Genomic DNA, 23,570 nt, shown 5'->3' with positions numbered 1-23,570 from the left:
TGCGTTCCACTGACCGATCCGTCAGGTAGGAGGCAAGATGGCAACGGCCAGAAAAGCGCCGGTCAGGCGTGCGACTCCGGTCGCCGTGCGTCCGGCAGCCAAGCGCGCGCCGGCGGCGAAGGCGGACGCGACGCGCGCCGTGCCGAACGGCGCGCTCAACGGTCATGCGAAGCCCGCACGGGCGAAGGGCGCGGATGCGGCGCAGCCGGAGGTCGCGATGGCAGCCGCCGACGCGGCCCGCAAGGTGCGTGCATCCGATGCGGCAGCCGACGGCGCCGATGGCGTCGTGCGTCCCGCATACTGGGATAAGGCGTGCGCCGATCTCGTCAAGCGCGACCGCATCCTGAAGAAGCTGATCCCGAAGTTCGGGCCCGCGCATCTCGTGAAGCGCGGCGACCCGTTCGTCACGCTCGCGCGTTCGGTCGTCGGCCAGCAGATCTCGGTGCCGTCCGCGCAGGCGCTGTGGGCGCGCATCGAGGATGCGTGTCCGAAACTCGCACCGCAGCCGGTCATCCGGCTCGGCGCGGACAAGCTGATCGCGTGCGGACTGTCGAAGCGCAAGACGGAATACATTCTCGATCTCGCGCAACACTTCGTGTCCGGCGCGCTGCACGTCGACAAATGGACGTCGATGGACGACGAGGACGTGATCGCGGAACTCACGCAGATCCGCGGCATCAGTCGCTGGACGGCCGAGATGTTCCTGGTCTTCAACCTGTCGCGGCCGGACGTGCTGCCGCTCGACGATCCGGGCCTGATCCGCGCGATCAGCGTCAATTACTTCAGCGGGGAGCCCGTCACGCGCAGCGAGGCGCGCGAAGTGGCCGCCAACTGGGAGCCGTGGCGTACCGTCGCGACCTGGTACATGTGGCGCAGCCTCGACGCGCCTGACGCCGACGCCGATTGAAGGCTATCGGGTTTTAAACATCAATAGTTGAGAGCCGGTCTTGCATATCGCCCGCGCGGGTAGAATACGCGCTGCCGCAAGACCCAAGGATTCGAACACATGAAGACCACGTTTCTGGATTTCGAACAGCCGATCGCCGAACTCGAGGCCAAGATCGAAGAGCTGCGATTCGTGCAGGACGACTCGGCTGTCGATATTTCGGAAGAAATCGAGCGGCTGTCGAAGAAAAGCCAGCAACTGACGAAGGACCTCTACGCGAACCTGTCGCCGTGGCAGGTCTCGCAGATCGCGCGGCATCCGCAGCGTCCGTACACGCTCGATTACGTTGCGGAACTGTTTACCGATTTTCACGAACTGCATGGCGACCGCGCATTCGCGGACGATCTGTCGATCGTCGGCGGTCTCGCGCGCTTCGGCGGCCATCCGTGCATGGTGATCGGCCACCAGAAGGGCCGCGACACGAAGGAGCGCGCGGCGCGCAACTTCGGGATGCCGCGTCCGGAAGGCTATCGCAAGGCCGAACGGCTGATGCGTCTCGCCGAGAAGTTCGGGCTGCCGATCTTCACGTTCGTCGATACGCCGGGCGCATACCCCGGCATCGGCGCGGAAGAGCGCGGCCAGTCGGAAGCGATCGGCCACAACCTGTACGTGATGGCCGAACTGAAGACGCCGATCATCACGACCGTGATCGGCGAGGGCGGTTCGGGCGGTGCGCTCGCGATCGCCGTGGCCGACACCGTGATGATGCTGCAGTTCTCGACGTACTCGGTGATCTCGCCGGAAGGCTGCGCGTCGATTCTGTGGAAGAGCGCCTCGAAGGCGCCCGAGGCCGCGGAAGCGCTGGGCCTGACCGCTCATCGCCTGAAGGCGCTCGGCCTGATCGACAAGATCATCAACGAGCCGCTCGGCGGCGCGCACCGCGACCCGAAGGGCATGGCCGCGCTGCTGCGCCGCGCGCTCGCCGATTCGCTGCGCCAGTTCCAGGGCATGAGCATCGATGCGTTGCGCGAGCGCCGCTTCGAGCGCCTGATGGCCTACGGCAAGTTCAAGGAAACCACGCCCGGCGCATGACCGGCGTGTTCGCATCGCGCGCCGTCCGGCGCGCGTCCGTCTCGTGATCCCCCCGACCGAATTCTCCGCCGACCGCGTCGTACTCGATGCGGTCGGCGTTGCGCTTGCCGATCTGCCGGCCGATGCGCGCATCGCGATTGCGTACAGCGGCGGCCTCGACTCGACGGTGCTGCTCGACGCGGCCGTGCGCGTCGCGGGCGCGGCGCGCTGCGTCGCGCTGCACGTGCATCACGGCCTGAGCGCGAACGCCGACGCATGGGTCGCGCACGCGCAAGCGACGGCCGAACGACTCGGCGTCGCGTTCGAATCGGAGCGTGTCGACGTGCCGCGCGACAGCGGCCTCGGCATCGAGGCGAGCGCGCGCGAGCGCCGATATGCAGCGCTCGATGCGATGTGCGAACGTCATGGCGTGGCGGCGCTCTGGGTCGCGCAGCATGCGGACGACCAGGCCGAGACCGTCCTGCTGCAACTGCTGCGCGGGGCAGGGATCGCGGGCCTGGCCGCGATGGCGCCGCGCTATCGCCCCGACGGCGCGAGCGTCGAGCGCGTGCGCCCGCTGCTGCGATTGTTGCGAGCGCAACTGGAGCGCTATGCGGCGCAGCGCGCGCTCACGTGGATCGATGACGAATCGAACGACGACACGCGCTATGCGCGTAATGCATTGCGCATCGACGTGCTGCCGACGCTCGCCGTGCATTTCCCGGGCTTTCGCGATGCGCTGGGCCGTGCGGCCCAGCATGCGGCGGCCGCGCAGCGGCTGCTCGACGACCTGGCCGAACTGGATTTCGCCGGCGCCGCGCGCAACGAAGGCCGCGCACTGTCGCGCGATGCGCTGGTCGCGTTCGACGACACGCGCGGCGCGAACCTGCTGCGTTTCTGGATGCGCCGGCTCGGCCTGCCCGGTGCGTCGGCAGGCCGGCTCGCGAACATGATGCGGCAACTGCGCGCTGCGCACGACGCGCATGCGCTGCGGGTCGATCACGCGGGGCAGTGCCTGCGGCTCTATCGCGATATCGTGTACTGGGAGGCGGGCGACAGCGCCGAGCCGGCCGACGACGGCACCGGGACGCCGCGTCCCGAGTCTTCGCTTGCATGGGACGGACAAGAAGTCTGGCGCGTGCCGGCATGGCGCGGCACGTTCGTGTTCGCGCCGGCCGAGGCCCGCAGCGACGGGGCGGTGCCGGAGGCGCTGCTGCGCGGCGCGCCGCTCGCCGCGCGAGCCCGTGCGGGCGGCGAGCGGCTGCGTACGTCGCCCGGCGGCCCGGGACGCACGCTGAAGAACCTGTTCCAGGAGCGCGGCGTGCCGGCCTGGCAGCGCGACGTCCCGCTGCTGTTCGCGGGCGACCGGCTCGTCTACGTGCCGCGGCTCGGCGTGAATCATGGCGACGGGCTTTCCGGCGACGGGCTATCCGGCGACGGCGGGTGGCGCCGGATCGAATGGCGTCCCGACCTGCTGATCGCGTAGCGGCGGCACGCTTTCCGGCGCATGATCGCGCGCCGGTTTTCACCATTTGGTAAACAGCGCCGGAACGCTTGCCAAACCGGCGAGCGGCTTGTCAAGCGGGCCTCTATCGGGTACGCTCGGTCGTTTGCTCGGCTCGATTTTTGAGCGTTTTGTGCAGGTTTTCCGCGTGACGTACCCGGTTTGCGCGGCCTGATCGGCCTTCCGGGCAAAATCCGTCACGCTTGCGTGTTGCGTCCCAGCCGTTCCCCTCGTCGTCCGTCCACAGCCACAAGCCGCGTGACCGAACGGCAACGCGGCCTGCCCAGCGCGCCCGTGCGGTTTCTCCTCCAGTTCAGAACGACAATGGCACTCATCGTACACAAATACGGCGGCACTTCGATGGGCTCGGTCGAGCGCATCAAGAACGTCGCGAAACGCGTCGCAAAATGGCATCAGGCCGGGCACCAGATGGTGGTCGTGCCGTCCGCGATGTCCGGCGAAACCAACCGTCTGCTCGGTCTCGCGAAAGAGATTTCGAGCCAGCCGAGCCCGCGTGAGCTCGACATGATCGCGTCGACCGGCGAGCAGGTCAGCGTCGGCCTGCTGTCGATCGCGCTGCAGGAAATCGGCGTCGAAGCCGTGAGCTATGCCGGCTGGCAAGTGCCGATCAAGACGGACAGCGCGTTCACGAAGGCGCGTATCCACTCGATCGACGACGAGCGCGTGAAGGCCGATCTGAACGCCGGCAAGGTCGTGATCATCACGGGCTTCCAGGGCGTCGATCCGGACGGTCACATCACGACGCTGGGCCGTGGCGGCTCGGACACGTCGGCGGTGGCGGTCGCGGCCGCGCTGGATGCCGAAGAGTGCCTGATCTACACGGACGTCGACGGTGTCTACACGACCGACCCGCGCGTGGTCGAAGAGGCGCGACGCCTCGACCGCGTGACGTTCGAGGAAATGCTGGAAATGGCCAGCCTCGGCTCGAAGGTCCTGCAGATCCGCTCGGTCGAATTCGCCGGCAAATACCAGGTGAAGACGCGTGTGCTGTCGAGCCTGACCGATCCGCTGATTGCGCTCGACGAAGAAATGCGCTCGGGCACCCTGATTACTTTTGAAGAAGACGAGACCATGGAAAAGGCAGTCATTTCCGGCATCGCGTTCCAGCGCGACGAAGCACGCATTGCGGTGATGGGCGTGCCCGACAAGCCGGGTATCGCGTATCAGATCCTCGGCCCGGTCGCCGACGCGAACGTCGACGTCGACATGATCATCCAGAACCAGAGCGTCGAAGGCAAGACGGACTTCACGTTCACGGTCGGTCGCGGCGATTACCAGAAGGCGATGGACATCCTCACCAATCAGGTGAAGGGTCATGTGAGCGCCGAGCGCGTGCAGGGCGACCCGAAGGTGTCGAAGGTGTCGGTCGTCGGCGTCGGCATGCGTTCGCACGTGGGCGTCGCGAGCAAGATGTTCCGCACGCTGTCGGAAGAGGGCATCAACATCCAGATGATCTCGACGTCCGAAATCAAGATTTCGGTGCTGATCGACGAGAAATACATGGAGCTGGCCGTCCGCGCGCTGCACAAGGCATTCGAACTCGACCAGGCGGCGTGAATTTTTTGTGATGCATTGAAGAAAATGCATCACGGAAATTGACGAGCGGTTCGAAACCCTATATTATTTCGTTCTCGTCGCACTGCCTCCCTGGTGCGAGCGAAAGTTTGGGAGACGTGGCCGAGAGGTCGAAGGCACTCCCCTGCTAAGGGAGCATCTGGGCCAAAACCTGGATCGAGGGTTCGAATCCCTCCGTCTCCGCCAAAAGCGGTGACAAAGCCCCGCAAGTTCTCGGACTTGCGGGGCTTTTTCTTTTCCTGATTCTTTTCACGCTTCCTTTCCGGACTTGCCGCTCGGCGCCACGTTTCGTCCGGGCTTCCAATCAAGGCTCGACTTGAGCGACGCTCATGCGCTAAATAGGCGTATCGCCTCGCGCGGCTCACGTGGAGTTCCTGCACGCATGCATTCCGTTCTGACCATCCTTTCGCATCGACCCGTCGACGGGCTCGTCGACAATCACGAGCGATACGCGAGAGGCCACGGCTATCGGCACGCGATCGTCGACGGCACGCACGTGTACGGCGAGCGCCAGCAGGCGCTGCACAAGTACCACGCGATCAACGCGCAGCTCGTCGCGATGAGGCAGGGCGCGTTGCTGCTCGTGCTCGATCCGTTCTCGGTCGTGTTCGGCCAGCATGCGTTGCCGGATGTCGCGCACGGTTATGACGCGATCGTCACGACGCAGACGTCGAAGTCGCCGTTGCCGGCGGCGAGCGGCATGATCTTTCGCAACGTGCCCGATGTGCGCGAGCGCCTGCGCAAGCTGGCGCTCGACCTGGGCAAGTGGGCGATGCGCGTGCCCGAGCGGCAACACGCATGCGAGGCGACGCTGCTGGCGGAGCATTTCCCGCCGTTGCCGTTCGACCAGCCGCTTGCGACCGGCTATTTCGCGTCGGCCCAGACGGTGTGGAGTGACGGGCATGCGATCGACGCGGTCGTCGGCGCGCATCCGCTCGTAGCGCACCAGGCGCCCGAATGGCGGCAGATCGATGGCGTATGGGCGCCGACGCCCGACTACGACTTTCGCTACGTGCTCGCGCTCGTCGACGATGCGGCGCGGGTCCGGCAGGGCGAGCAGCCGCGCGCGATGGACGATTGGCGCGCCGCGCAGCAACGAACGCGCGAGCCGGCGCGGCACCTGAACCCGCACGCAGGCATCGCGTTCGTGAGCCTGCACACGTCGCACATCGCCGGTTACGGCGATCTACACGAAGAGAACTTCGTTCGCTACTGCACGCGACACGGCTATGCGTACCACGCGTATCGCGAACCGCCCGCGTTCCTGCCGGCCGGCGTCGATGCGAACTGGGCAAAGCTGCACCTGATTCGCGAACATCTGCCTGATCACGCGTTCGTGTTCTGGGTCGACGCCGACATTCTCGCGATCGACCAGCGCCAGACGATCGACAGCGTGATCGACGGTCGCGATTTCGTGATCGGCACCGACCACACGGCCTGGGCGATCAACTCGTGCATGATCGGCGTGCGCAACGTCGCGCCGATGCGGGAACGGGTCGAGCGCATGTGCGCGCGCATCGAGAGCTTCGACGATCGGTCGTCGGTCTACGCGAGCGGCGGCGACCAGCAGGCGATCTATGTCGAACTGCTCGAGGCGGGCATGATCGACGCGCGCTACATCGTCGACGCGATGTCGCTCGCGTCGTCACCGGTCTACGCGACGCGCGACAGCCGCTTCGTCCATTTCCCCGCGCAACACAACCACTATCGTGCGGTGACGATGCGCGTGTGGGACCGGCTCAGCCACCAGCGCTGACAGAGTGCGCCGCAAGTTCCGGTGCATTCCGGATCGCGGCGCCCGGCACCCGGTGAAATAAAAATGAAAGAAAGCGTGTAAGAAAAGAATCGCCCCCATTCATCCTTCCCCTCATTTTCTTCTCGCGCCCCCAAGCGCCGCGTTTCCGAAAAAAATGCGGCATCGCATCGATTCGCGCGATTGATGCAGCGTCGCAATACAAAAAATTACGCATGAAAATCAGTGGCCTATCTGTACGCCACGAAATGGCGCTCTGTTGCGCTGCAAAAAATAATCGTTCGCCTTATGCTCGTTAACCCGATTGCGCTTGAGCGGCGTCAAGCTTTGCCCTGATTCCGCTTTACATTTTGCCAACATTGTCGATCCACGAAATCTATCTGTCGATTTGATTTCGTTCCTTTCGTCACGCCTGTTCCCGATGCAGTGCGCGACCTTCCCAAGGCCTGTTGACATGCATGATTTCCCTTTCCTGAGCCTGGCGATCTGGGTTCCGATCCTGTTCGGCGCGTGCCTGCTGCGCGCCGGCTCCGACCGTCATCCGCATCGCACGAGGCTGATCGCGCTCGTCGGCGCACTCGCGGGGCTGGCGGCCGTCGTGCCGCTCGTCGCCGGTTTCGATTCGCACTCGGCCGCGATGCAGTTCGCCGAAACCCGCAACTGGCTGGCGGCCTTCAACGCCGGCTGGCGCGTCGGGATCGACGGCGCGTCGCTGTGGCTCGTCGTGCTGACCGCCTTCACGACGCTCGTGGTCGTGATTGCGTCGTGGGAGTCGGTCACGGTGCGCGTCGCGCAGTACCACGCGTCGTTCCTGATCCTGTCGGGGCTGATGGTCGGCGTGTTCGTCGCGCAGGACGGGCTGCTGTTCTTCATCTTCTTCGAGGCGACGCTGATCCCGCTGTATCTGCTGATCGGCACGTGGGGCAGGGAGCATCGCGTCTACGCGGCCGTGAAGTTCTTCTTCATCTCGTTCGCGGGTTCGCTGCTGCTGTTGATGGCGATGCTGTACCTGTTCGCGAAGTCGCATACGTTCGACATGAACGCATGGCGCACGCTGCAGCTCGGCTTCGCGCCGCAACTGCTGGTGTTTCTCGGTTTTTTCGCCGCGTTCGCGGTCAAGGTGCCGATGTGGCCCGTTCATACGTGGCTGCGCGACGTCTACACGGACGGCCCGACGGGCGCCGCGCTGATGCTCGCGATGCTCAAGCTCGGCGGTTACGGCTTCCTGCGCTTCGCGCTGCCGATCACGCCGGACGCGAGCCACTTCTTCGCGCCGGCCGTGATCGCGCTGTCGCTGTTCGCGATTGTCTACGCGAGCCTGATCGCGCTCGCGCAGACCGACCTTGGCAAGCTGCTCGCGTATTCGACGGTCGCGCATATGGGGATCGTCACGCTCGGGTTGTTCCTGTTCAACCGGATCGGCGTCGAAGGTGCGATCGTGCAGCTCGTGTCATACGGCTTCGTCGCGGGCGCGATGCTGCTCTGCGTGAGCGTGCTGGTCGATCGCACGAAGCAGCGCGAGATCGCCGCGTACGGCGGCGTGGCGGGCGTGATGCCGCGCTTCGCGACGTTCGCGCTGCTGTTCGCGATGGCCAACATCGGCCTGCCGGGCACGTCGGGCTTCGTCGGCGAGTTCATGGTCATCATGGGCGCGATCCGCGTCAACTTCTGGATCGGTGCGATCGCGGCGCTCACGCTGATCCTCAGCGCGTCGTACACGCTGTGGATGGTCAAGCGCGTCGTGTTCGGCAAGATCGCGAGCCCGCGCATCGCGAAGCTCGCCGACTTGAGCCGCCGAGAGATCGTGATGTTCGCGTCGCTCGCGCTGATCGTGCTGATGGTCGGGGTCGATCCGAAGCCGTTCACCGACGCGATCGATCCGACCGTCGCACGGCTGATCGACGACGCCAGCCATTCGAAGCTGCCGGCCGGGGACGGCGGCGCACCGGCGCAGCCGGCGTACATGGCATCGGCGCACGGCTGATCGCGTGACGTCGCGCCCGACGGGCCGCATCGCACGACGATGCGGCCGTGGCGCGCACCACCATCGGGGCAGGGCGGGCCCTGTCCGGCGTCTTCGGCGGGTTTCCTGTCGGCTCGCGGCTGGCTTCCGCCTGCGTGAAATTGCCCCGCGACAATCTGTCTCACAGCAGATTTTGCAATGATGATTTGCCGCATCCATCGGTTTTTCATCGCGCCCGCGCGACGTATGATTCGGCCACTTTCGTGGATCGAATGCGCATCGGGCATACGCAACGGATTCAATGACCCTCGGGCTGTGTGATGAAAAGAAGAGCTTCAAAAGGCTGGACGGCGCTGATGTCGATCGGCGCGGCGTTGAGCCTGTCAGGCTGTAATTTAGATGTACTAAATCCGAAAGGAAGCGTCGGCGCTGCCGAAAAGGCGCTGATCGCAACCTCCACTTGGGCGATGCTGCTCGTCGTCGTGCCGGTGATCCTGCTCACGCTGTGGTTCGCGTGGCGATACCGCGCATCGAACCGCAACGCCACCTACGCGCCGAACTGGTCGCACTCGACCGCGATCGAGGTCGTGATCTGGACGGTGCCGACGCTGATCATCCTGTTCCTCGGCGTGCTCACGTGGAAAACCACGCACGAGCTCGATCCGTACAAGCCGCTCGAGTCGTCGGTGAAGCCGATCGACGTCGAGGTCGTCGCGCTCGACTGGAAGTGGCTGTTCATCTATCCGGAACTCGGCATCGCGTCGGTCAACCAGCTCGCGATTCCGGTCGGCACGCCGGTGAACTTCCGCATCACGTCGGATTCGGTGATGAACTCGTTCTTCATTCCGCAGCTAGGCGGCCAGGTCTACGCGATGGCCGGCATGCAGACGCGCCTGCACCTGATCGCCGATGAAGCCGGCGACTACGCGGGCACGTCCGCCAACTTCAGCGGCCGCGGCTTCTCCGACATGAAGTTCCGCACGCTCGCCGAGCCGCGCGAGCAGTTCGACGCATGGGTGCAGAAGGTGAAGGCCTCGCCCGAGCGGCTCGACGCGACCGTGTACGGCAGCGTCGCGCAGCCGAGCGAGAAGGCGCCCGTGCGCTACTTCTCGTCGGTCGATCCGCGGCTCTTCCACAACATCATCGCGAAATACAACGACGGCCACGTCCTCGACCTGAAGGACGCCGCCTGCGGCACGAAGGGGTAACGCATGTTCGGCAAACTCACACTATCGGCGATCCCGTTCGATCAGCCCATCATCATGGTGGCCGGCGCCTTCATGGGGCTGGTCGTGCTGGGCATCCTCGCCGCGCTGACGATCACCGGCCGCTGGAAGTGGCTGTGGACGGAATGGCTGACGACGGTCGACCACAAGAAACTCGGCGTGATGTACATCATCGTCGCGCTGATCATGCTGCTGCGCGGCTTCGCCGACGCGATCATGATGCGCATGCAGCTGGCGCTCGCGTACAACGCGCCCGGCTACCTGCCGCCGCACCACTATGACCAGATCTTCACGGCACACGGCGTGATCATGATCTTCTTCATGGCGATGGTGTTCATGGTCGGCCTGATGAACCTGGTCGTGCCGCTGCAGATCGGCGCGCGCGACGTCGCGTTCCCGTTCATCAACTCGCTCTCCTTCTGGATGACGGCGGTCAGCGCGATCCTGATCAACATCTCGCTCGTGATCGGCGAGTTCGCGCAGACGGGCTGGCTCGCGTATCCGCCGCTGTCGGAGCTGCAGTTCAGTCCGGGGGTAGGAGTCGACTACTACCTGTGGGCGCTGCAGATCTCGGGCGTCGGCACGCTGCTGACCGGCGTGAACTTCTTCGTGACGATCATCAAGATGCGCGCGCCCGGCATGACGCTGATGAAGATGCCGGTGTTCACGTGGACGGCCCTCTGCACGAACGTGCTGATCATGGCGTCGTTCCCGATCCTGACCGCGACGCTCGCGCTGCTCGGCCTGGACCGTTACCTCGGCATGCACTTCTTCACGAACGAAGCCGGCGGCAACGCGATGCTGTACCTGAACCTGATCTGGGCGTGGGGCCATCCGGAGGTGTACATCCTGATCCTGCCGGCGTTCGGCATCTTCTCGGAAGTCATCGCGACGTTCTCGAAGAAGCCGCTGTTCGGCTACAAGACGATGGTGTACGCGACCTGCGCGATCATGGTGCTGTCGTTCCTCGTGTGGCTGCATCACTTCTTCACGATGGGTTCCGGTGCGAACGTGAACGCGTTCTTCGGGATCATGACGATGATCATCGCGATCCCGACCGGCGTGAAGGTGTTCAACTGGCTGTTTACGATGTACCGCGGCCGGATCGAATTCACGACGCCCGTGCTGTGGACGATCGGCTTCATGGTCACGTTCACGCTCGGCGGGATGACCGGCGTGATGATGGCGATCCCGGGCGCGGACTTCGTGCTGCACAACAGCCTGTTCCTGATCGCGCACTTCCACAACGTGATCATCGGCGGCGTGCTGTTCGGCTATCTCGCGGGCTTCAACTACTGGTTCCCGAAGGCGTTCGGCTTCAAGCTGAACGAGAAGCTCGGCAAGGCTGCGTTCTGGTTCTGGCAGGTCGGCTTCTACGTCGCATTCGTACCGCTCTACGTGCTCGGCTTCATGGGCATGACGCGTCGCCTGAACCACTACGACAACCCGGCGTGGCATCCGTGGCTGCTGGTTGCCGCGTTCGGCGCCGTGCTGATCGCGATCGGCATCGCATGCCAGCTGCTGCAACTGGTCGTCAGCATCCGCAACCGCAACCTGCCGGCGTATCGCGACACCACGGGCGATCCGTGGGGCGGCCGCACGCTGGAATGGGCGACCTCGTCGCCGCCCGCCGACTACAACTTCGCGGTGATTCCGCCAGTGCGCACGCTGGATGCGTACGCCGACATGAAGGCACGCGGCGACGGCCGGCCGAACCCGGCGACGATCCGCGACATCCACATGCCGTCGAACACGTGTGCGGGTCTCGTGGTCGCGATCTTCAGCCTGGTGCTCGGCTTCGCGCTGGTGTGGCACATCTGGTGGATGGCGATCGGCGGCCTGGTCGGCATCGTCGCGACGCTCGTGGTCTACAGCTCGCGTGACAACGACGGCTACTACATCCCGGCGTCGAAGGTGCGCAAGATCGAAGAGAAGCAACCGGCGGCGCGCGTGGCCACGCGTGTCGACGACGTGGAACTGGAGGCCAACTGATGCTGCAGAAAACCTTGAGCGCAACCCTGCTCGAGCACGACGACCATCCGCCGTCGCACTCGGTGTTCGGCTTCTGGCTGTACCTGATGACCGACTGCGTGATCTTCGCGGCGCTGTTCGCGACGTTCGCGGTGCTCGGCAACCAGTACGCGGGCGGTCCGACCGCTAAGGACCTGTTCGACATTCCGGGCGTCGCGGTGGAAACCGCCGCGCTGCTGCTGTCGAGCATCACCTACGGCTTTGCGATGCTGGCCGCGTACCAGCAGCGGCGTGGCGCGCTGCTCGCGTGGCTCGCGGTGACGTTCGTGCTCGGCGCGGCGTTCCTTGCGATGGAACTGCGCGAGTTCTCGCACCTGATCGCGGAAGGCGCGGGCCCGCAGCGCAGCGCGTTCCTGTCGGCGTTCTTCACGCTGGTCGGCACGCATGGGCTGCACGTGACGGCAGGCCTCTTGTGGATGATCGTGCTCGCGGGGCAGATCGTATTGCGCGGCGGTGACCTGACCGATCGCGACCTGCGGCGCCTGACGTGCCTGAGTCTCTTCTGGCACTTTCTCGACATCGTGTGGATCTGCGTGTTTTCCTTTGTCTATCTCGCGAGCGTGATCTAAATGGCCCATTCGCATTCGTCTCAACTCGAAGAAGGGCACGGCAGCGTCGGCGGCTACGTCGCCGGTTTCATCCTGTCGGTGCTGCTGACGGCCGCGTCGTTCGGCCTCGTGATGGGCGGCGTGCTGTCGCCGCACGCGTCGCTGATCGCGCTGGCCGTGCTGGCATTCGTGCAGATCGTCGTGCACCTCGTGTACTTCCTGCACATGAACGGTTCGTCCGGCCAGCGCTGGAACGTGATGGCGTTCAGCTACACCGTGCTGACCGCGGCGATCCTGATCGTCGGCACGCTGTGGGTGATGCACAACGTCAGCATGAACATGATGTCGCGTTGAACGGCATCGCGGCGCGATGCGCCGGTCATCGAGAAGCGGCACGCGCGTGCCGCTTTTTTTTCGCCCGCCGGATGCCGGCGCATCGCTTCGACGATGGTGAGCCGACGAGGGAGCCAGCAGGCCGGAAGCAGTATGATTTGGCCCGCGAAGGGCGCCTGACAGGCGCAAATCCGGCGCGAAAGCCGGTGGCGGCGGACGGGAAGGGCCGCCGCGGCCATGCCGGGCCGCCAGTTGTTACAAGACGTTAGCGAGCGCGTCCTGGTGCGACGCTGCGCATCAGTTCTTACAAACTTGAAATATGCCGACACGGCGCTTGCCGTTATAGTCGAATCACACATCAAACAACTCGAAGAGGAATCCATGAAGACTTTGCGTGTTGCCTCGCTCTTGACCGGTATGACGGCCTTGCTCGTGTCGGGCGCAGCAATGGCGGGAGTCAATGTCGGGATCAACGTCGGCGTGCCGGCTCCGGTCTACGTCGCTCCCGCGCCGGTGTATGCGCCGCCGCCGCCGCCGGTCGTCTACCAGCCGGCGCCTGTCTATGCGCCGGCGCCCGTCTACGTGCCGGCACCGGCGATCGTGATCGGCTGGCACGGCGATCGCTACTGGGACGGCCGACGCTACTGGGGCCGCGACGAGTGGTATCGCCATCATGGCCGCGGCTGGGGCGGCGATCGCGGTCACGGTCACTGGGATAACGGCCGCCACAACGGCTGGCGCTGATCGACATGCGGCGCACGCGCGACGTGTGTGCCGCACGAGAAAAAACCGCCCGCGTGGCGGTTTTCTTTTATCCGCGCGGGCCGCGCGCGGATGGCGTGACGCACTGACGCCACGCACGAAAAGCCGAGAACTGGCTCGACGTCGAACTGAATGGGTAGAATCGACCCGTGTTCCATCCCTCAATCGACCGACAGGGCCTCTATGACGAAGGGTTCGCCCCGGGCCGCCGCCGCGCGCATCCGTTTCGGCGTCGCGCATGCGGTACGAGCCGCCGGCCGCACGGCGGCAGCATGGGCAATACAGGCGGTGCTGGCCGCGACGGCCGCGCACGCGGCCTATGCGATCGCGCAGTACGGCGAGCCGAAATATCCGCCGGGCTTCAAGCATTTCGACTATGTGAACGCGGATGCGCCGAAGGGCGGTACGCTCGTGCTCGCGAACCCGAGCCGGCTGACGTCATTCGACAAGTTCAATCCGTTCACGATGCGCGGCAATCCCGCACCGGGCATCGACATGCTGTTCGAGAGCCTGGCGACCGGCAGCTCGGACGAACCGGCGTCCGCCTACGGGCTGCTCGCCGACGACATCGAGATCGCGCCGGACCGCCGCTCGGTCACGTTCCACCTGAATCCGCGCGCGCGTTTTTCGAACGGCGACCCGGTCACGGCCGACGACGTCAGGTTTTCGTTCGACACGCTGAAGAGCAAGCAGGCCGCGCCGCAGTTCGGCGCGTATTTCGCTGAAATCGCGAAGGCCGTGGTGATCGACCGCGCGACCGTGAGGTTCGAATTCCGCAGCGCGAACCGCGAGCTGCCGCTGATCGCCGGCGGCGTGCCGGTGTTCTCGCGCAAGTGGGGGCTGCGCGCGGACGGTACGCGGATCCCGTTCGACCAGATCGCGTTCGAGCAGCCGATCGGCAGCGGCCCGTACCTGATCGAGCACTACGACAACGGCCGCACCATTACGTACCGGCGCAATCCCGCGTACTGGGGCGCCGACCTGCCGGTGCGGGTCGGCACCAACAACTTCGAGCGGATCGTCTACAAGCTGTACGGCGACGGCGTCGCGCGGCTCGAGGCGTTCAAGGCCGGCGAGTACGACGTGCTGGTCGAATACATCGCGCGCAACTGGACGCGGCGCGACGTCGGCAAGCGCTTCGACAGCGGCGAGCTCGTCAAGCGCGAATTCCGCCAGCACAACGGCGCGGGCATGCAGGGTTTCTTCATGAACCTGCGCCGGCCGCTGTTTCGCGACGCGCGCGTGCGCCAGGCGCTCGATCTCGCGTTCGATTTCGAATGGCTGAACCGCCAGTTGTTCTATGGCGCGTACACGCGCCTCGACAGCTATTTCGCCGACACGGACCTGCAGGCGACCGGTACGCCGGGCCCGGGCGAGCTGAAGCTGCTGGAACCGTTGCGCGCGCAGCTCGACCCGGCCGTGTTCGGCCCGATGGTCACGCAACCGAGCACGAACCCGCCGGGCTCGCTGCGCGCGAACCTGCTGAAGGCGCGCGCGCTGCTCGCGCAGGCCGGCTGGACCTATCGCGACGGCGCGCTGCGCAACGCGCAGGGCGAGCCGTTCACGTTCGAGGTCCTCGACGACGCAGGCGGCGCGATGCAAGGTGTCGTGACCGCCTATCAGCGCAATCTCGCGAAGCTCGGCATCGACGCACGCTTTCGCACGGCCGATTACGCGCTGCTGCAAAAGCGGCTCGACGCGTTCGACTACGACATGACGACGGTCCGCCTGCCGGGCGTGCAGGTGCCGGGCGCGGAGCAGTTCTCGCGCTATGCCAGCAAGTTCGCCGACGAACCGGGTTCCGACAACATCATCGGGCTGAAGTCGCCGGCTGTCGACGCGCTGCTGCACGCGCTCGGCGCCGCGCAGACGCGCGACGACCTGCTCGACGCGACGCATGCGCTCGACCGTGTGCTGATGCATGGCTACTACGCGGTTCCGCAGTGGTACAGCACGACGCACCGGATCGCGTACCAGCGCACGCTCGACTATCCGCGCACGCTGCCGCTGTACTATTCGGCCGAGGGCTGGGTCGTGTCGACCTGGTGGGCCAAGCCCGATCACTGAGGCCTGCCGGCCCTTCGTTCAACCCAGCCTATCGATCGCGAGTCGACGCCCTATGTGGAGCTACATCCTCAAACGCCTGCTGCTGATGATCCCGACGCTCGCCGGCGTGCTCACGCTCACGTTCGCCGTGATCCAGTTCGTGCCGGGCGGCCCGGTCGAACAGGCCGTGCAGGAGCTGCGCAAGGGCGCGACGGAGCAGGGCGCGACGCCATTCGGCATGCGCGCGCATACGGGCGTCGACGCGCAGCAGCTCGCGCAGCTCAAGGCACTGTACGGCTTCGACAAGCCGCCGCTCGAGCGCTACTGGCTGATGCTGAAGCGCTTCGCGCGCTTCGATCTCGGCGACAGCTACTTTCGTCACCAGAGCGTATGGTCGCTGATCGTGCAGAAGCTGCCGGTCTCGATCAGCATCGGGCTGTGGACGTTCTTCGTCACGTATCTGATCTCGGTGCCGCTCGGCATCGCGAAGGCCGTGCGCAACGGCTCGCCGTTCGACGTCGCGACGAGCCTCGTCGTGCTGATCGGCTATGCGATTCCGGGCTTCGTGCTCGGCGTGCTGCTGCTCGTGCTGTTCGGCGGCGGCTCGTTCTGGCAGCTGTTCCCGCTGCGCGGTCTCACGTCGGACAACTTCTCCCAGCTGTCGCTGATCGGCAAGGTGCTCGACTATCTGTGGCACATCGCGCTGCCGATCACCGCGTCGGTCGTCGGCAGCTTCGCGGTCATCACGATGCTCACGAAGAACGCGTTCCTCGACGAGATCCGCAAGCAGTACGTGCTGACCGCGCGCGCGAAAGGGCTCGCCGAGCGCACCGTGCTATGGAAGCACGTGTTCCGCAACGCGATGCTGCCGCTGATCGTCGGGTTTCCGGCCGCGTTCATCGGCGCGTTCTTCACCGGCAGCCTGCTGATCGAGACGCTGTTCTCGCTCGACGGCCTCGGGCTGCTGTCGTACGAGTCGGTCGTGCGGCGCGACTACCCGGTCGTGCTCGGCACGCTGTACCTGTTCACGCTGATCGGGCTCGCGACCAAGCTGATCTCCGACCTTTGCTACGTGTGGGTCGACCCGCGCATTCAATTCGACAACCTGGAGCGCTGACATGAAACCGACCGTCCGCACGCCGCTTGCCGGCGCGCCCGTCCGCCTGCCCGCGCTCGCCGGGCGAGGTGCGCGATGAACCGGGCCGTCGTGTCGCCCCGCATCGACGCCGCGCGCGCGCGCGTGTCGCCGTCGCCCGCGCGCCGCGTCTGGCAGCGCTTTCGCCAGCAGCGCCTCGGCTACTGGAGCTTCGTGATCTTCGTCGTCGCGTTCGCCGCGAGCCTCGCGGCACCGTTGTGGTCGAACGACAAGCCGCTCGTCGTGCGCTACGACGATCACTACTATTTCCCGATGTTCCATGCGTACCCGGAGACGACCTTCGGCGGCGACTTCCCGACGCCGGCCGACTATCTCGACCCGTACGTGCGCAAGCGGCTCGAGGCGCCGGGCAACTTCGTCGTCTATCCGCCGAACCGCTATTACTACGACACGCTGAACTACTTCTCGAGCGCGCCGAACCCGGCGCCGCCGTCGCGCGCGAACTGGCTCGGCACCGATGCGCAGGGGCGCGACCTGCTCGCGCGGCTCGTGTACGGGTTCCGCGTGTCGGTCGAGTTCGGGCTGGTCCTGACCGTGATCGGCACGCTGCTCGGGATCGCCGCGGGCGCGGTGCAGGGCTTCTTCGGCGGGCGCATCGACATCGTCGGGCAGCGGCTGATCGAGATCTGGAGTTCGCTGCCCGAGCTGTACCTGCTGATCATCTTCGCATCGATCTTCGAGCCGAGCTTCCTGCTGCTGATCGTGCTGCTGTCGCTGTTCGGCTGGATCGGCCTTGCCGACTACGTGCGCGCCGAGTTCCTGCGCAACCGCACGCAGGACTACGTGCGCGCGGCCCGCGCGATGGGGCTCACGAACTGGCAGATCATCTGGCGCCACGTGCTGCCGAACAGCCTGACGCCCGTGATCACGTTCCTGCCGTTCCGGATGAGCGGCGCGATCCTCGCGCTCACGAGCCTCGACTTCCTCGGGCTCGGCGTGCCGCCGCCGACGCCGAGCCTGGGCGAGCTGCTCGCGCAGGGCAAGGGCAACCTCGATGCGTGGTGGATCTCGCTGTCGACGTTCGGCGTGCTGGTCGCGACGCTGCTGCTGCTGACCTTCATGGGCGACGCGCTGCGCAACGCGCTCGACACGCGGATCGCCGACTCGGTGCGCGCGGCGGGAGGCCAGCGATGAGCGACACGGTCGTATCGAAGCCGGGCGAGCTGCTGCTGTCGCTCGAGCATCTGCATGTGCGCTTCGGCGACACGGTGGCCGTCGACGACGTGACGCTCGCGATCGGCCGCGGCGAGCGCGTCGCGCTCGTCGGCGAGTCGGGGTCGGGCAAGAGCGTGACCGCGCTGTCGATCCTGCGGCTGCTGCGCGACGCCGACGTGAGCGGCACGATCCGCTTCGCGGGGCACGACCTCGCCGGCAAGAGCGAGCGCGAGATGCGCGGGCTGCGCGGCTCGGACATCGCGATGATCTTCCAGGAGCCGATGACGGCGCTCAACCCGCTGTATACGATCGGCACGCAGATCGGCGAGACGATCGTGCTGCACGACGGCGTGACGGCGGCGGAGGCGCGCAAGCGCGCGATCGCGCTGCTCGCGCGCACCGGCATCGCGGAGCCGGAGAGGCGCGTCGACAGCTACCCGCACCAGCTGTCGGGCGGCCAGCGGCAGCGCGTGATGATCGCGATGGCGCTCGCATGCCGGCCGCGCCTGCTGCTCGCGGACGAGCCGACCACCGCGCTCGACGTGACGATCCGCGCGCAGATCGTCGACCTGCTGCTCGAGTTGCAGCGCGAGGAGGCGGAAAAGCGCGGGATGGCGGTCCTGCTGATCACGCACGACCTGAACCTCGTGCGGCACTTCGCCGAGCGGGTCGCGGTGATGGAGCGCGGCAGGCTGGTCGAAAGCGGGCCGGTCGAGCGGATCTTCGCGGAGCCGGAGCATCCGTATACGCAGCGGCTGCTGAACAGCCGGCCGCAGCGCGCGGTCGCGCCGGTGATGCCGATCGCGCCCGTGGTGCTCGACGCGCGCCACGTCAGCGTGCAGTTCGCGCGCAAGCGGCCGGGCTTCGCGGGCTGGTTCGGCACGACGCCGGTGACGGCCGTCGCCGACGTGTCCGTGTCGGTGCGGCAGGGCGAGACGCTCGGGATCGTCGGCGAATCCGGCTCCGGGAAGTCGACGCTCGCGATGGCGCTGCTCGGGCTGCAGAAGACGGCTCACGGCGAAATCGAATTCCAGGGACGCGCGCTGTCGACCTATCGCGGCCGCGAGCAGACCGCGCTGCGCTCGAACATGCAGGTCGTCTTTCAGGATCCATTCAGTTCGCTGTCGCCGCGCCACACGATCGAGCGAATCGTCGGCGAGGGGCTGGAACTGCATCGCCCGGAACTGACACCGGACGCACGCCGCGCGAAGTCGGTGGCGGTGCTGCGCGAGGTCGGCCTCGACCGCACGGTGCTGCATCGCTATCCGCACGAATTCTCGGGCGGGCAGCGCCAGCGGATCGCGATCGCGCGCGCGCTCGTGCTGGAGCCGCGCATCCTGATCCTCGACGAACCGACCTCCGCGCTCGACGTGTCGATCCAGCAGCAGGTGCTGAAACTGCTCGCGAATTTGCAACAGAAATACAACCTCGGCTATGTATTCATCAGCCACGACCTGGAGGTGATCGGAGCGATGGCGCACCGTGTCGCGGTGATGCAGGGCGGGGCGATCGTCGAGTCCGGCGACGTGGCCGACATCTTCACGAGACCGTCACATCCTTACACACAAAAGCTGTTGAAAGCGGTCTGGAAAGCGTGATAGGCGTCCAATGGTCTGATCATCTCGATTGTATTTTTTAATTTGTTTTGACAAACGATTACGCGCTGGCTAGTATCGACCGAAATTTTCCGCCAATCAGCTGATTTTTAAGCAAATTCCATCGACCAATGCAGCATCGATCCCTGACCCAGGCATGCGCGCGCACCCTCGCCGGGCTGTTCATCGGCGCCCTGTTCGCAGCAGCTCCCGGCGCGTTCGCCGACGAAGTCAGCAGTTTTAACCAAAATGTCACCAATTCGACTCAGATCGGGTCGGGTTCCTCCCTCCAGCAGACCAGCGCGCAGCCGTCGACCGGCGGCGCGAAGTCGTTCCTCGCCGGCATGGCAGGCAAGGCAGGCGACGTGGTCGTCGGCGCGCTGAACATGATCGGCGTGCGCTATCGCTGGGGCGGTAACTCGCCGGATTCGGGCCTCGACTGCAGCGGCTTCGTGCGCTACGTGTTCCAGGACACGCTCGGCATGTCGCTGCCGCGCCGTGCGGAAGAAATGAGCCGCGTCGGCGAGAAGGTCAGCATGAGCAACCTCAAGCCGGGCGACCTCGTGTTCTTCAACACGATGCGCCGTACGTTCTCGCACGTCGGCATCTACATTGGCGACAACAAGTTCGTGCATTCGCCGTCGACGGGCAGCACGATTCGCGTCGACGATCTCGACAACGGCTACTGGGAAAAGCGGTTCACCGGCGCGCGCCGGCTCGAGTCGGAGTTTCCGATGAAGGCCGACGACCTGCGCCAGCGCGTGCGCGCAACGATCGGCGACGACGCGGCGAACGGCAGCAACTGACGCTCGCCGGCGCTCCGCCGGATCAAGGAAACCCTGTCACCGAAAGGCGGCAGGGTTTTTGTTTTTGGGGCGCGCCGTTACGCACCCCGCGCCGAGTCCGCTTACGCCGCCGCGGCGCCGCGGGCCGCCGCGAGCTTGCGCTGCAACTCGGGCATGATGCGCGCGACGGCTTCCTCGCCCGCGAGGATCGCGGCGTTGCGCTGGTTGAAGTCGCTGCCGCCCATCGCCGCGAGGTTCGGGCGGATCACGACGTCCGCGTATTTGTCGAGCTCGTAGGTCTTGATCGTCTGGCCCATGATCGTGAAGGTCTGCAGCAGCATCTCGATCGGATTGTTGGTCGCCGCGCCGTCAGGCCGCGACGAGATGTCGACCGCGATCACGAAGCTCGCGCCCATCTTGCGCGCGAACGACGCAGGCACCGGGCTCACGAGGCCGCCGTCGACGTACTCGCGGTTGCCGATCTTCACGGGTTCGAACACCGACGGCACGCTGCACGACGCGCGCACCGCGAGCCCCGTATTGCCCTGCTGGAACAGGATCGGCTGGCCGTTCTGCAGGTCGGTCGCGACGATGCCGAGCGGCTTCGCCATCTTTTCGATCGGCCGGTTGTTGAGCGTCTTGTTCAGGAAGTTCTGCAGCGCGACGCCCTGCAGCAGCCCGCGCGAGCGGAACGGCAGCGCCCAGTCGCTGATTGCCGCCTGATCCATGTCGAGCGCGATCTTGTTGATCTGCAGCCCGTTCATCCCCGACGCGTACAGCGCCCCGACCACCGAGCCCGCGCTCGTGCCCGCGACGATGTCGACCGGGATGCCGCGCGCCTCCAGCGCCTTCAGCACGCCGATGTGCGAGAAGCCGCGGGCGGCGCCGCCGCCGAGCGCGAGGCCGATCTTCACGGACTTCTCGCGCGACTGCGAGGGATTCGCGGTGTTGTCGGGGCGGGACTTGTCGCCGAACGACGTGCAGGCGGCGAGGCTGGCGGACGCGCACGCGATCGTGAAGTGGCGGCGCGACAGGCGAGGGGACGACATCGAATGGTTCTCCGGCGGCTTGGCAGCGGGCCGTGCGGCCCGCTGCGGCGATAGGTTCCGAGCGGCCGGCGCGGCGGAAACCGTGCGGCCGGCGCGGCGCCGGCTGGCGGCCGCGGCGCGGACATCATAAAGCAAGCCGCGCGCTTGGCGCGAAGACCGGCGCGAGTATAATTCCGGCTTCTTTCCCGTCCCGGGCGCGGCCGGCCCCATTGCTGTCCGGGCCGTCGCCGTCGATCCCGCGTCGAATCATTCATGCGCCCCAGGCGTTCGAGTTACCGTTTATGACCCGTCCTGTCCGTACCCGCTTCGCGCCGAGTCCCACCGGCTTCATTCACCTCGGCAACATCCGCTCCGCGCTCTATCCGTGGGCGTTCGCGCGCAAGATGAAAGGCACGTTCGTGCTGCGTATCGAGGACACCGACGTCGAGCGCTCGTCGCAGGAAGCCGTCGACGCGATCCTCGAGGGGATGCAGTGGCTCGGCCTGGATTTCGACGAAGGCCCGATCTACCAGATGCAGCGGATGGACCGCTATCGCGAGGTGCTCGCGCAGATGCTCGACCAGGGCCTCGCGTACCCGTGCTACATGTCGGCCGAGGAACTCGACGCGCTGCGCGAACGCCAGCGCGAGGCGGGCCTCAAGCCGCGCTACGACGGCACGTGGCGTCCGGAGCCGGGCAAGGTGCTGCCCGAGCCGCCGGCCGGCGTGAAGCCGGTGCTGCGTTTCCGCAACCCGCTGACCGGCACGGTCGTGTGGGACGACGCGGTGAAGGGGCGTATCGAGATCTCGAACGAGGAACTCGACGACCTCGTGATCGCGCGCCCGGACGGCACGCCGATCTACAACTTCTGCGTGGTCGTGGACGACATGGACATGAACATCACGCACGTGATCCGTGGCGACGACCACGTGAACAACACGCCGCGCCAGATCAACATCCTGCGCGCGCTCGGCGGCGAGCCGCCCGTCTATGCGCACCTGCCGACCGTGCTGAACGAGCAGGGCGAGAAGATGAGCAAGCGGCATGGCGCGATGAGCGTGATGGCGTATCGCGACGCAGGCTTCCTGCCGGAGGCCGTCGTCAACTATCTCGCCCGTCTCGGCTGGTCGCACGGCGATGCCGAAATCTTCTCGCGCGAACAGTTCGTCGAATGGTTCGACCTCGAGCATCTCGGCAAGTCGCCCGCGCAGTACGACCACAGCAAGCTGAGCTGGCTGAACGCCCATTACATCAAGGAAGCGGACAACGCGCGCCTTGCCGCGCTCGCGAAGCCGTTCCTCGACGCGCTCGGCATCGACGACGCGGCGATCGCGACGGGCCCGGCGCTTGACGCGGTGGTCGGCCTGATGAAGGATCGTGCGACGACGGTCAAGGAGATCGCCGAAGGCGCCGCGATGTTCTACCGCGTGCCGGCGCCGGACGCCGATGCGCTCGCGCAGCACGTGACCGATGCGGTGCGCCCGGCGCTGGCCGACCTCGTCGCTGCGCTGAAGGCGGCCGACTGGACGAAGGAAGCGGTGTCCGCCGCGCTGAAGGCGACGCTCGGCGCCCACAAGCTGAAGATGCCGCAGCTCGCGATGCCGGTGCGCCTGCTGGTGGCGGGCACGACGCATACGCCGTCGATCGACGCGGTGCTCGTGTTGTTCGGTCGCGATGCCGTGGTGTCGCGTATCGAGGCCGCGCTGGCCTGAGGTTGGGGTGGTAGCGAGGCCGCCCGCACGTGACGTTGCGGCGGTTTCGCAAAAAAATTCGCTCGAATCGCAAAAAGGGTATTTACAAGTTCAAAATCGGTCCATATAATCTCATTTCTGTTCTGCAAGGGGGTATAGCTCAGCTGGGAGAGCGCTTGCATGGCATGCAAGAGGTCAGCGGTTCGATCCCGCTTACCTCCACCATCAGAGCAGAACGGATTGATTTGCGAAGCAGTGGTGGTAGTAATAAATGCTTCACAAAATGATTTAAAGCAGTTAGAATTTCGGCCTTCGCTGTTGACGATGAGTGAATAGCGAAAGTCAGACAGATCTGAAAAGATCATGTCCCCTTCGTCTAGAGGCCTAGGACATCACCCTTTCACGGTGAGTACAGGGGTTCGAATCCCCTAGGGGACGCCA

General features: G+C 65.8%; 19 protein-coding genes, 3 tRNA genes and 1 pseudogene. 21 read left to right on the top strand and 2 right to left on the bottom strand.

Annotated features, from left to right (window positions below):
• Nucleotides 1-37 precede the first annotated feature (37 nt).
• The 3 genes from DIE22_RS29330 (at nucleotide 38) to tilS (ending at nucleotide 3,443) form a co-directional block, all read left to right on the top strand.
• The gene (locus tag DIE22_RS29330; RefSeq protein WP_124500782.1) at nucleotides 38-907 is read left to right on the top strand and encodes a DNA-3-methyladenine glycosylase; all 870 of its coding nucleotides are present in this window, start codon (nucleotides 38-40) and stop codon (nucleotides 905-907) included.
• Between the two features lie 99 nt (nucleotides 908-1,006).
• Nucleotides 1,007-1,978, top strand: a complete 972-nt coding sequence (locus DIE22_RS29325; RefSeq protein WP_124500783.1) for an acetyl-CoA carboxylase carboxyltransferase subunit alpha — start codon at nucleotides 1,007-1,009, stop codon at nucleotides 1,976-1,978.
• A 43-nt stretch (nucleotides 1,979-2,021) separates the two neighbouring features.
• The gene (tilS, locus tag DIE22_RS29320) at nucleotides 2,022-3,443 is read left to right on the top strand and encodes a tRNA lysidine(34) synthetase TilS (RefSeq protein WP_124606641.1); all 1,422 of its coding nucleotides are present in this window, start codon (nucleotides 2,022-2,024) and stop codon (nucleotides 3,441-3,443) included.
• Nucleotides 3,444-3,565: 122 nt separating this feature from the next.
• Here tilS and DIE22_RS39345 read toward each other — a convergent pair.
• Nucleotides 3,566-3,803 (bottom strand): annotated as a pseudogene (locus DIE22_RS39345) (hypothetical protein); the annotation flags it as partial.
• On the opposite strand from DIE22_RS39345, the gene DIE22_RS29315 reads away from it, so the two are divergent.
• The 15 genes from DIE22_RS29315 to DIE22_RS29240 all read left to right on the top strand — a co-directional run bounded on the left by DIE22_RS29315 (nucleotide 3,786) and on the right by DIE22_RS29240 (nucleotide 20,431).
• Nucleotides 3,786-5,039 (top strand): aspartate kinase, encoded by a 1,254-nt coding sequence (locus DIE22_RS29315; protein ID WP_124500785.1) that lies wholly within the window; start codon nucleotides 3,786-3,788, stop codon nucleotides 5,037-5,039. The pseudogene DIE22_RS39345 and the gene DIE22_RS29315 sit on opposite strands and share 18 nt — an antisense overlap.
• 110 nt (nucleotides 5,040-5,149) lie before the next feature.
• Nucleotides 5,150-5,243, top strand: a tRNA-Ser gene (locus DIE22_RS29310).
• 196 nt (nucleotides 5,244-5,439) lie between these two features.
• Nucleotides 5,440-6,813, top strand: a complete 1,374-nt coding sequence (locus DIE22_RS29305; RefSeq protein WP_124606640.1) for a hypothetical protein — start codon at nucleotides 5,440-5,442, stop codon at nucleotides 6,811-6,813.
• A gap of 451 nt (nucleotides 6,814-7,264) precedes the next feature.
• On the top strand, nucleotides 7,265-8,794 hold the full coding sequence (locus tag DIE22_RS29295; protein WP_124606638.1) for an NADH-quinone oxidoreductase subunit M: 1,530 nt from the start codon (nucleotides 7,265-7,267) through the stop codon (nucleotides 8,792-8,794).
• A 47-nt stretch (nucleotides 8,795-8,841) separates the two neighbouring features.
• Nucleotides 8,842-9,078: a hypothetical protein gene (locus DIE22_RS29290; RefSeq protein WP_124500789.1), complete on the top strand. Its 237-nt coding sequence runs from the start codon at nucleotides 8,842-8,844 to the stop codon at nucleotides 9,076-9,078.
• A 15-nt stretch (nucleotides 9,079-9,093) separates the two neighbouring features.
• Nucleotides 9,094-9,981 (top strand): ubiquinol oxidase subunit II, encoded by an 888-nt coding sequence (cyoA, locus tag DIE22_RS29285; protein ID WP_124500790.1) that lies wholly within the window; start codon nucleotides 9,094-9,096, stop codon nucleotides 9,979-9,981.
• 3 nt (nucleotides 9,982-9,984) lie between these two features.
• The gene (gene cyoB, locus DIE22_RS29280) at nucleotides 9,985-11,991 is read left to right on the top strand and encodes a cytochrome o ubiquinol oxidase subunit I (RefSeq protein WP_124606637.1); all 2,007 of its coding nucleotides are present in this window, start codon (nucleotides 9,985-9,987) and stop codon (nucleotides 11,989-11,991) included.
• Nucleotides 11,991-12,599, top strand: coding sequence for a cytochrome o ubiquinol oxidase subunit III (cyoC, locus tag DIE22_RS29275; protein WP_124500792.1), 609 nt, complete (start codon nucleotides 11,991-11,993; stop codon nucleotides 12,597-12,599). The genes cyoB and cyoC overlap by 1 nt, the downstream gene beginning before the upstream one ends.
• A complete protein-coding gene (gene cyoD, locus DIE22_RS29270) occupies nucleotides 12,600-12,932 on the top strand; it encodes a cytochrome o ubiquinol oxidase subunit IV (RefSeq protein ID WP_011352504.1) in 333 nt (110 codons plus the stop codon). It begins immediately after the preceding gene.
• 360 nt (nucleotides 12,933-13,292) lie between these two features.
• A complete protein-coding gene (locus tag DIE22_RS29265) occupies nucleotides 13,293-13,655 on the top strand; it encodes a hypothetical protein (protein WP_124500793.1) in 363 nt (120 codons plus the stop codon).
• Between the two features lie 201 nt (nucleotides 13,656-13,856).
• Nucleotides 13,857-15,740: an extracellular solute-binding protein gene (locus DIE22_RS29260; RefSeq protein ID WP_124500794.1), complete on the top strand. Its 1,884-nt coding sequence runs from the start codon at nucleotides 13,857-13,859 to the stop codon at nucleotides 15,738-15,740.
• 52 nt (nucleotides 15,741-15,792) lie between these two features.
• Entirely contained in the window at nucleotides 15,793-16,836 is a 1,044-nt protein-coding gene (locus DIE22_RS29255; RefSeq protein WP_124500795.1) for a microcin C ABC transporter permease YejB, read from the top strand.
• 75 nt (nucleotides 16,837-16,911) lie between these two features.
• Entirely contained in the window at nucleotides 16,912-18,009 is a 1,098-nt protein-coding gene (locus DIE22_RS29250; RefSeq protein ID WP_124500796.1) for an ABC transporter permease, read from the top strand.
• A complete protein-coding gene (locus DIE22_RS29245) occupies nucleotides 18,006-19,628 on the top strand; it encodes an ABC transporter ATP-binding protein (RefSeq protein WP_124500797.1) in 1,623 nt (540 codons plus the stop codon). The genes DIE22_RS29250 and DIE22_RS29245 overlap by 4 nt, the downstream gene beginning before the upstream one ends.
• A gap of 128 nt (nucleotides 19,629-19,756) precedes the next feature.
• Nucleotides 19,757-20,431, top strand: a complete 675-nt coding sequence (locus tag DIE22_RS29240; protein WP_124500798.1) for a C40 family peptidase — start codon at nucleotides 19,757-19,759, stop codon at nucleotides 20,429-20,431.
• 101 nt (nucleotides 20,432-20,532) lie between these two features.
• On the opposite strand, the gene DIE22_RS29235 is transcribed toward DIE22_RS29240, so the two are convergent.
• Nucleotides 20,533-21,459, bottom strand: a complete 927-nt coding sequence (locus DIE22_RS29235) for a patatin-like phospholipase family protein (RefSeq protein WP_124500799.1) — start codon at nucleotides 21,457-21,459, stop codon at nucleotides 20,533-20,535.
• 281 nt (nucleotides 21,460-21,740) lie between these two features.
• Between DIE22_RS29235 and gltX the strand changes: the two genes are divergently transcribed.
• The 3 genes from gltX to DIE22_RS29220 all read left to right on the top strand — a co-directional run bounded on the left by gltX (nucleotide 21,741) and on the right by DIE22_RS29220 (nucleotide 23,570).
• Nucleotides 21,741-23,150, top strand: coding sequence for a glutamate--tRNA ligase (gltX, locus tag DIE22_RS29230; protein ID WP_124606636.1), 1,410 nt, complete (start codon nucleotides 21,741-21,743; stop codon nucleotides 23,148-23,150).
• A gap of 128 nt (nucleotides 23,151-23,278) precedes the next feature.
• Nucleotides 23,279-23,354, top strand: a tRNA-Ala gene (locus tag DIE22_RS29225).
• Nucleotides 23,355-23,494: 140 nt separating this feature from the next.
• Nucleotides 23,495-23,570: transfer RNA gene (locus DIE22_RS29220), tRNA-Glu, on the top strand.

The sequence above is a fragment of the Burkholderia sp. Bp9142 genome (genome assembly GCF_003853415.1).
In the GTDB taxonomy this organism is placed as follows: Bacteria; Pseudomonadota; Gammaproteobacteria; order Burkholderiales; family Burkholderiaceae; genus Burkholderia.
The sequence above is the reverse complement of the archived record's forward strand: the minus strand, read 5'-3'. Positions and strand labels throughout refer to the sequence as shown.

Bases quoted from the DNA above. Each gene is read 5' to 3' on its own strand.
- DIE22_RS29330 (WP_124500782.1), top strand. From the start codon at position 38: ATGGCAACGGCCAGAAAAGCGCCGGTCAGGCGTGCGACTCCGGTCGCC.
- DIE22_RS29325 (WP_124500783.1), top strand. From the start codon at position 1,007: ATGAAGACCACGTTTCTGGATTTCGAACAGCCGATCGCCGAACTCGAG.
- DIE22_RS29315 (WP_124500785.1), top strand. From the start codon at position 3,786: ATGGCACTCATCGTACACAAATACGGCGGCACTTCGATGGGCTCGGTC.
- DIE22_RS29305 (WP_124606640.1), top strand. From the start codon at position 5,440: ATGCATTCCGTTCTGACCATCCTTTCGCATCGACCCGTCGACGGGCTC.
- DIE22_RS29295 (WP_124606638.1), top strand. From the start codon at position 7,265: ATGCATGATTTCCCTTTCCTGAGCCTGGCGATCTGGGTTCCGATCCTG.
- cyoA (WP_124500790.1), top strand. From the start codon at position 9,094: ATGAAAAGAAGAGCTTCAAAAGGCTGGACGGCGCTGATGTCGATCGGC.
- cyoB (WP_124606637.1), top strand. From the start codon at position 9,985: ATGTTCGGCAAACTCACACTATCGGCGATCCCGTTCGATCAGCCCATC.
- cyoC (WP_124500792.1), top strand. From the start codon at position 11,991: ATGCTGCAGAAAACCTTGAGCGCAACCCTGCTCGAGCACGACGACCAT.
- cyoD (WP_011352504.1), top strand. From the start codon at position 12,600: ATGGCCCATTCGCATTCGTCTCAACTCGAAGAAGGGCACGGCAGCGTC.
- DIE22_RS29265 (WP_124500793.1), top strand. From the start codon at position 13,293: ATGAAGACTTTGCGTGTTGCCTCGCTCTTGACCGGTATGACGGCCTTG.
- DIE22_RS29260 (WP_124500794.1), top strand. From the start codon at position 13,857: ATGACGAAGGGTTCGCCCCGGGCCGCCGCCGCGCGCATCCGTTTCGGC.
- DIE22_RS29255 (WP_124500795.1), top strand. From the start codon at position 15,793: ATGTGGAGCTACATCCTCAAACGCCTGCTGCTGATGATCCCGACGCTC.
- DIE22_RS29250 (WP_124500796.1), top strand. From the start codon at position 16,912: ATGAACCGGGCCGTCGTGTCGCCCCGCATCGACGCCGCGCGCGCGCGC.
- DIE22_RS29245 (WP_124500797.1), top strand. From the start codon at position 18,006: ATGAGCGACACGGTCGTATCGAAGCCGGGCGAGCTGCTGCTGTCGCTC.
- DIE22_RS29240 (WP_124500798.1), top strand. From the start codon at position 19,757: ATGCAGCATCGATCCCTGACCCAGGCATGCGCGCGCACCCTCGCCGGG.
- DIE22_RS29235 (WP_124500799.1), bottom strand. From the start codon at position 21,459: ATGTCGTCCCCTCGCCTGTCGCGCCGCCACTTCACGATCGCGTGCGCG.
- gltX (WP_124606636.1), top strand. From the start codon at position 21,741: ATGACCCGTCCTGTCCGTACCCGCTTCGCGCCGAGTCCCACCGGCTTC.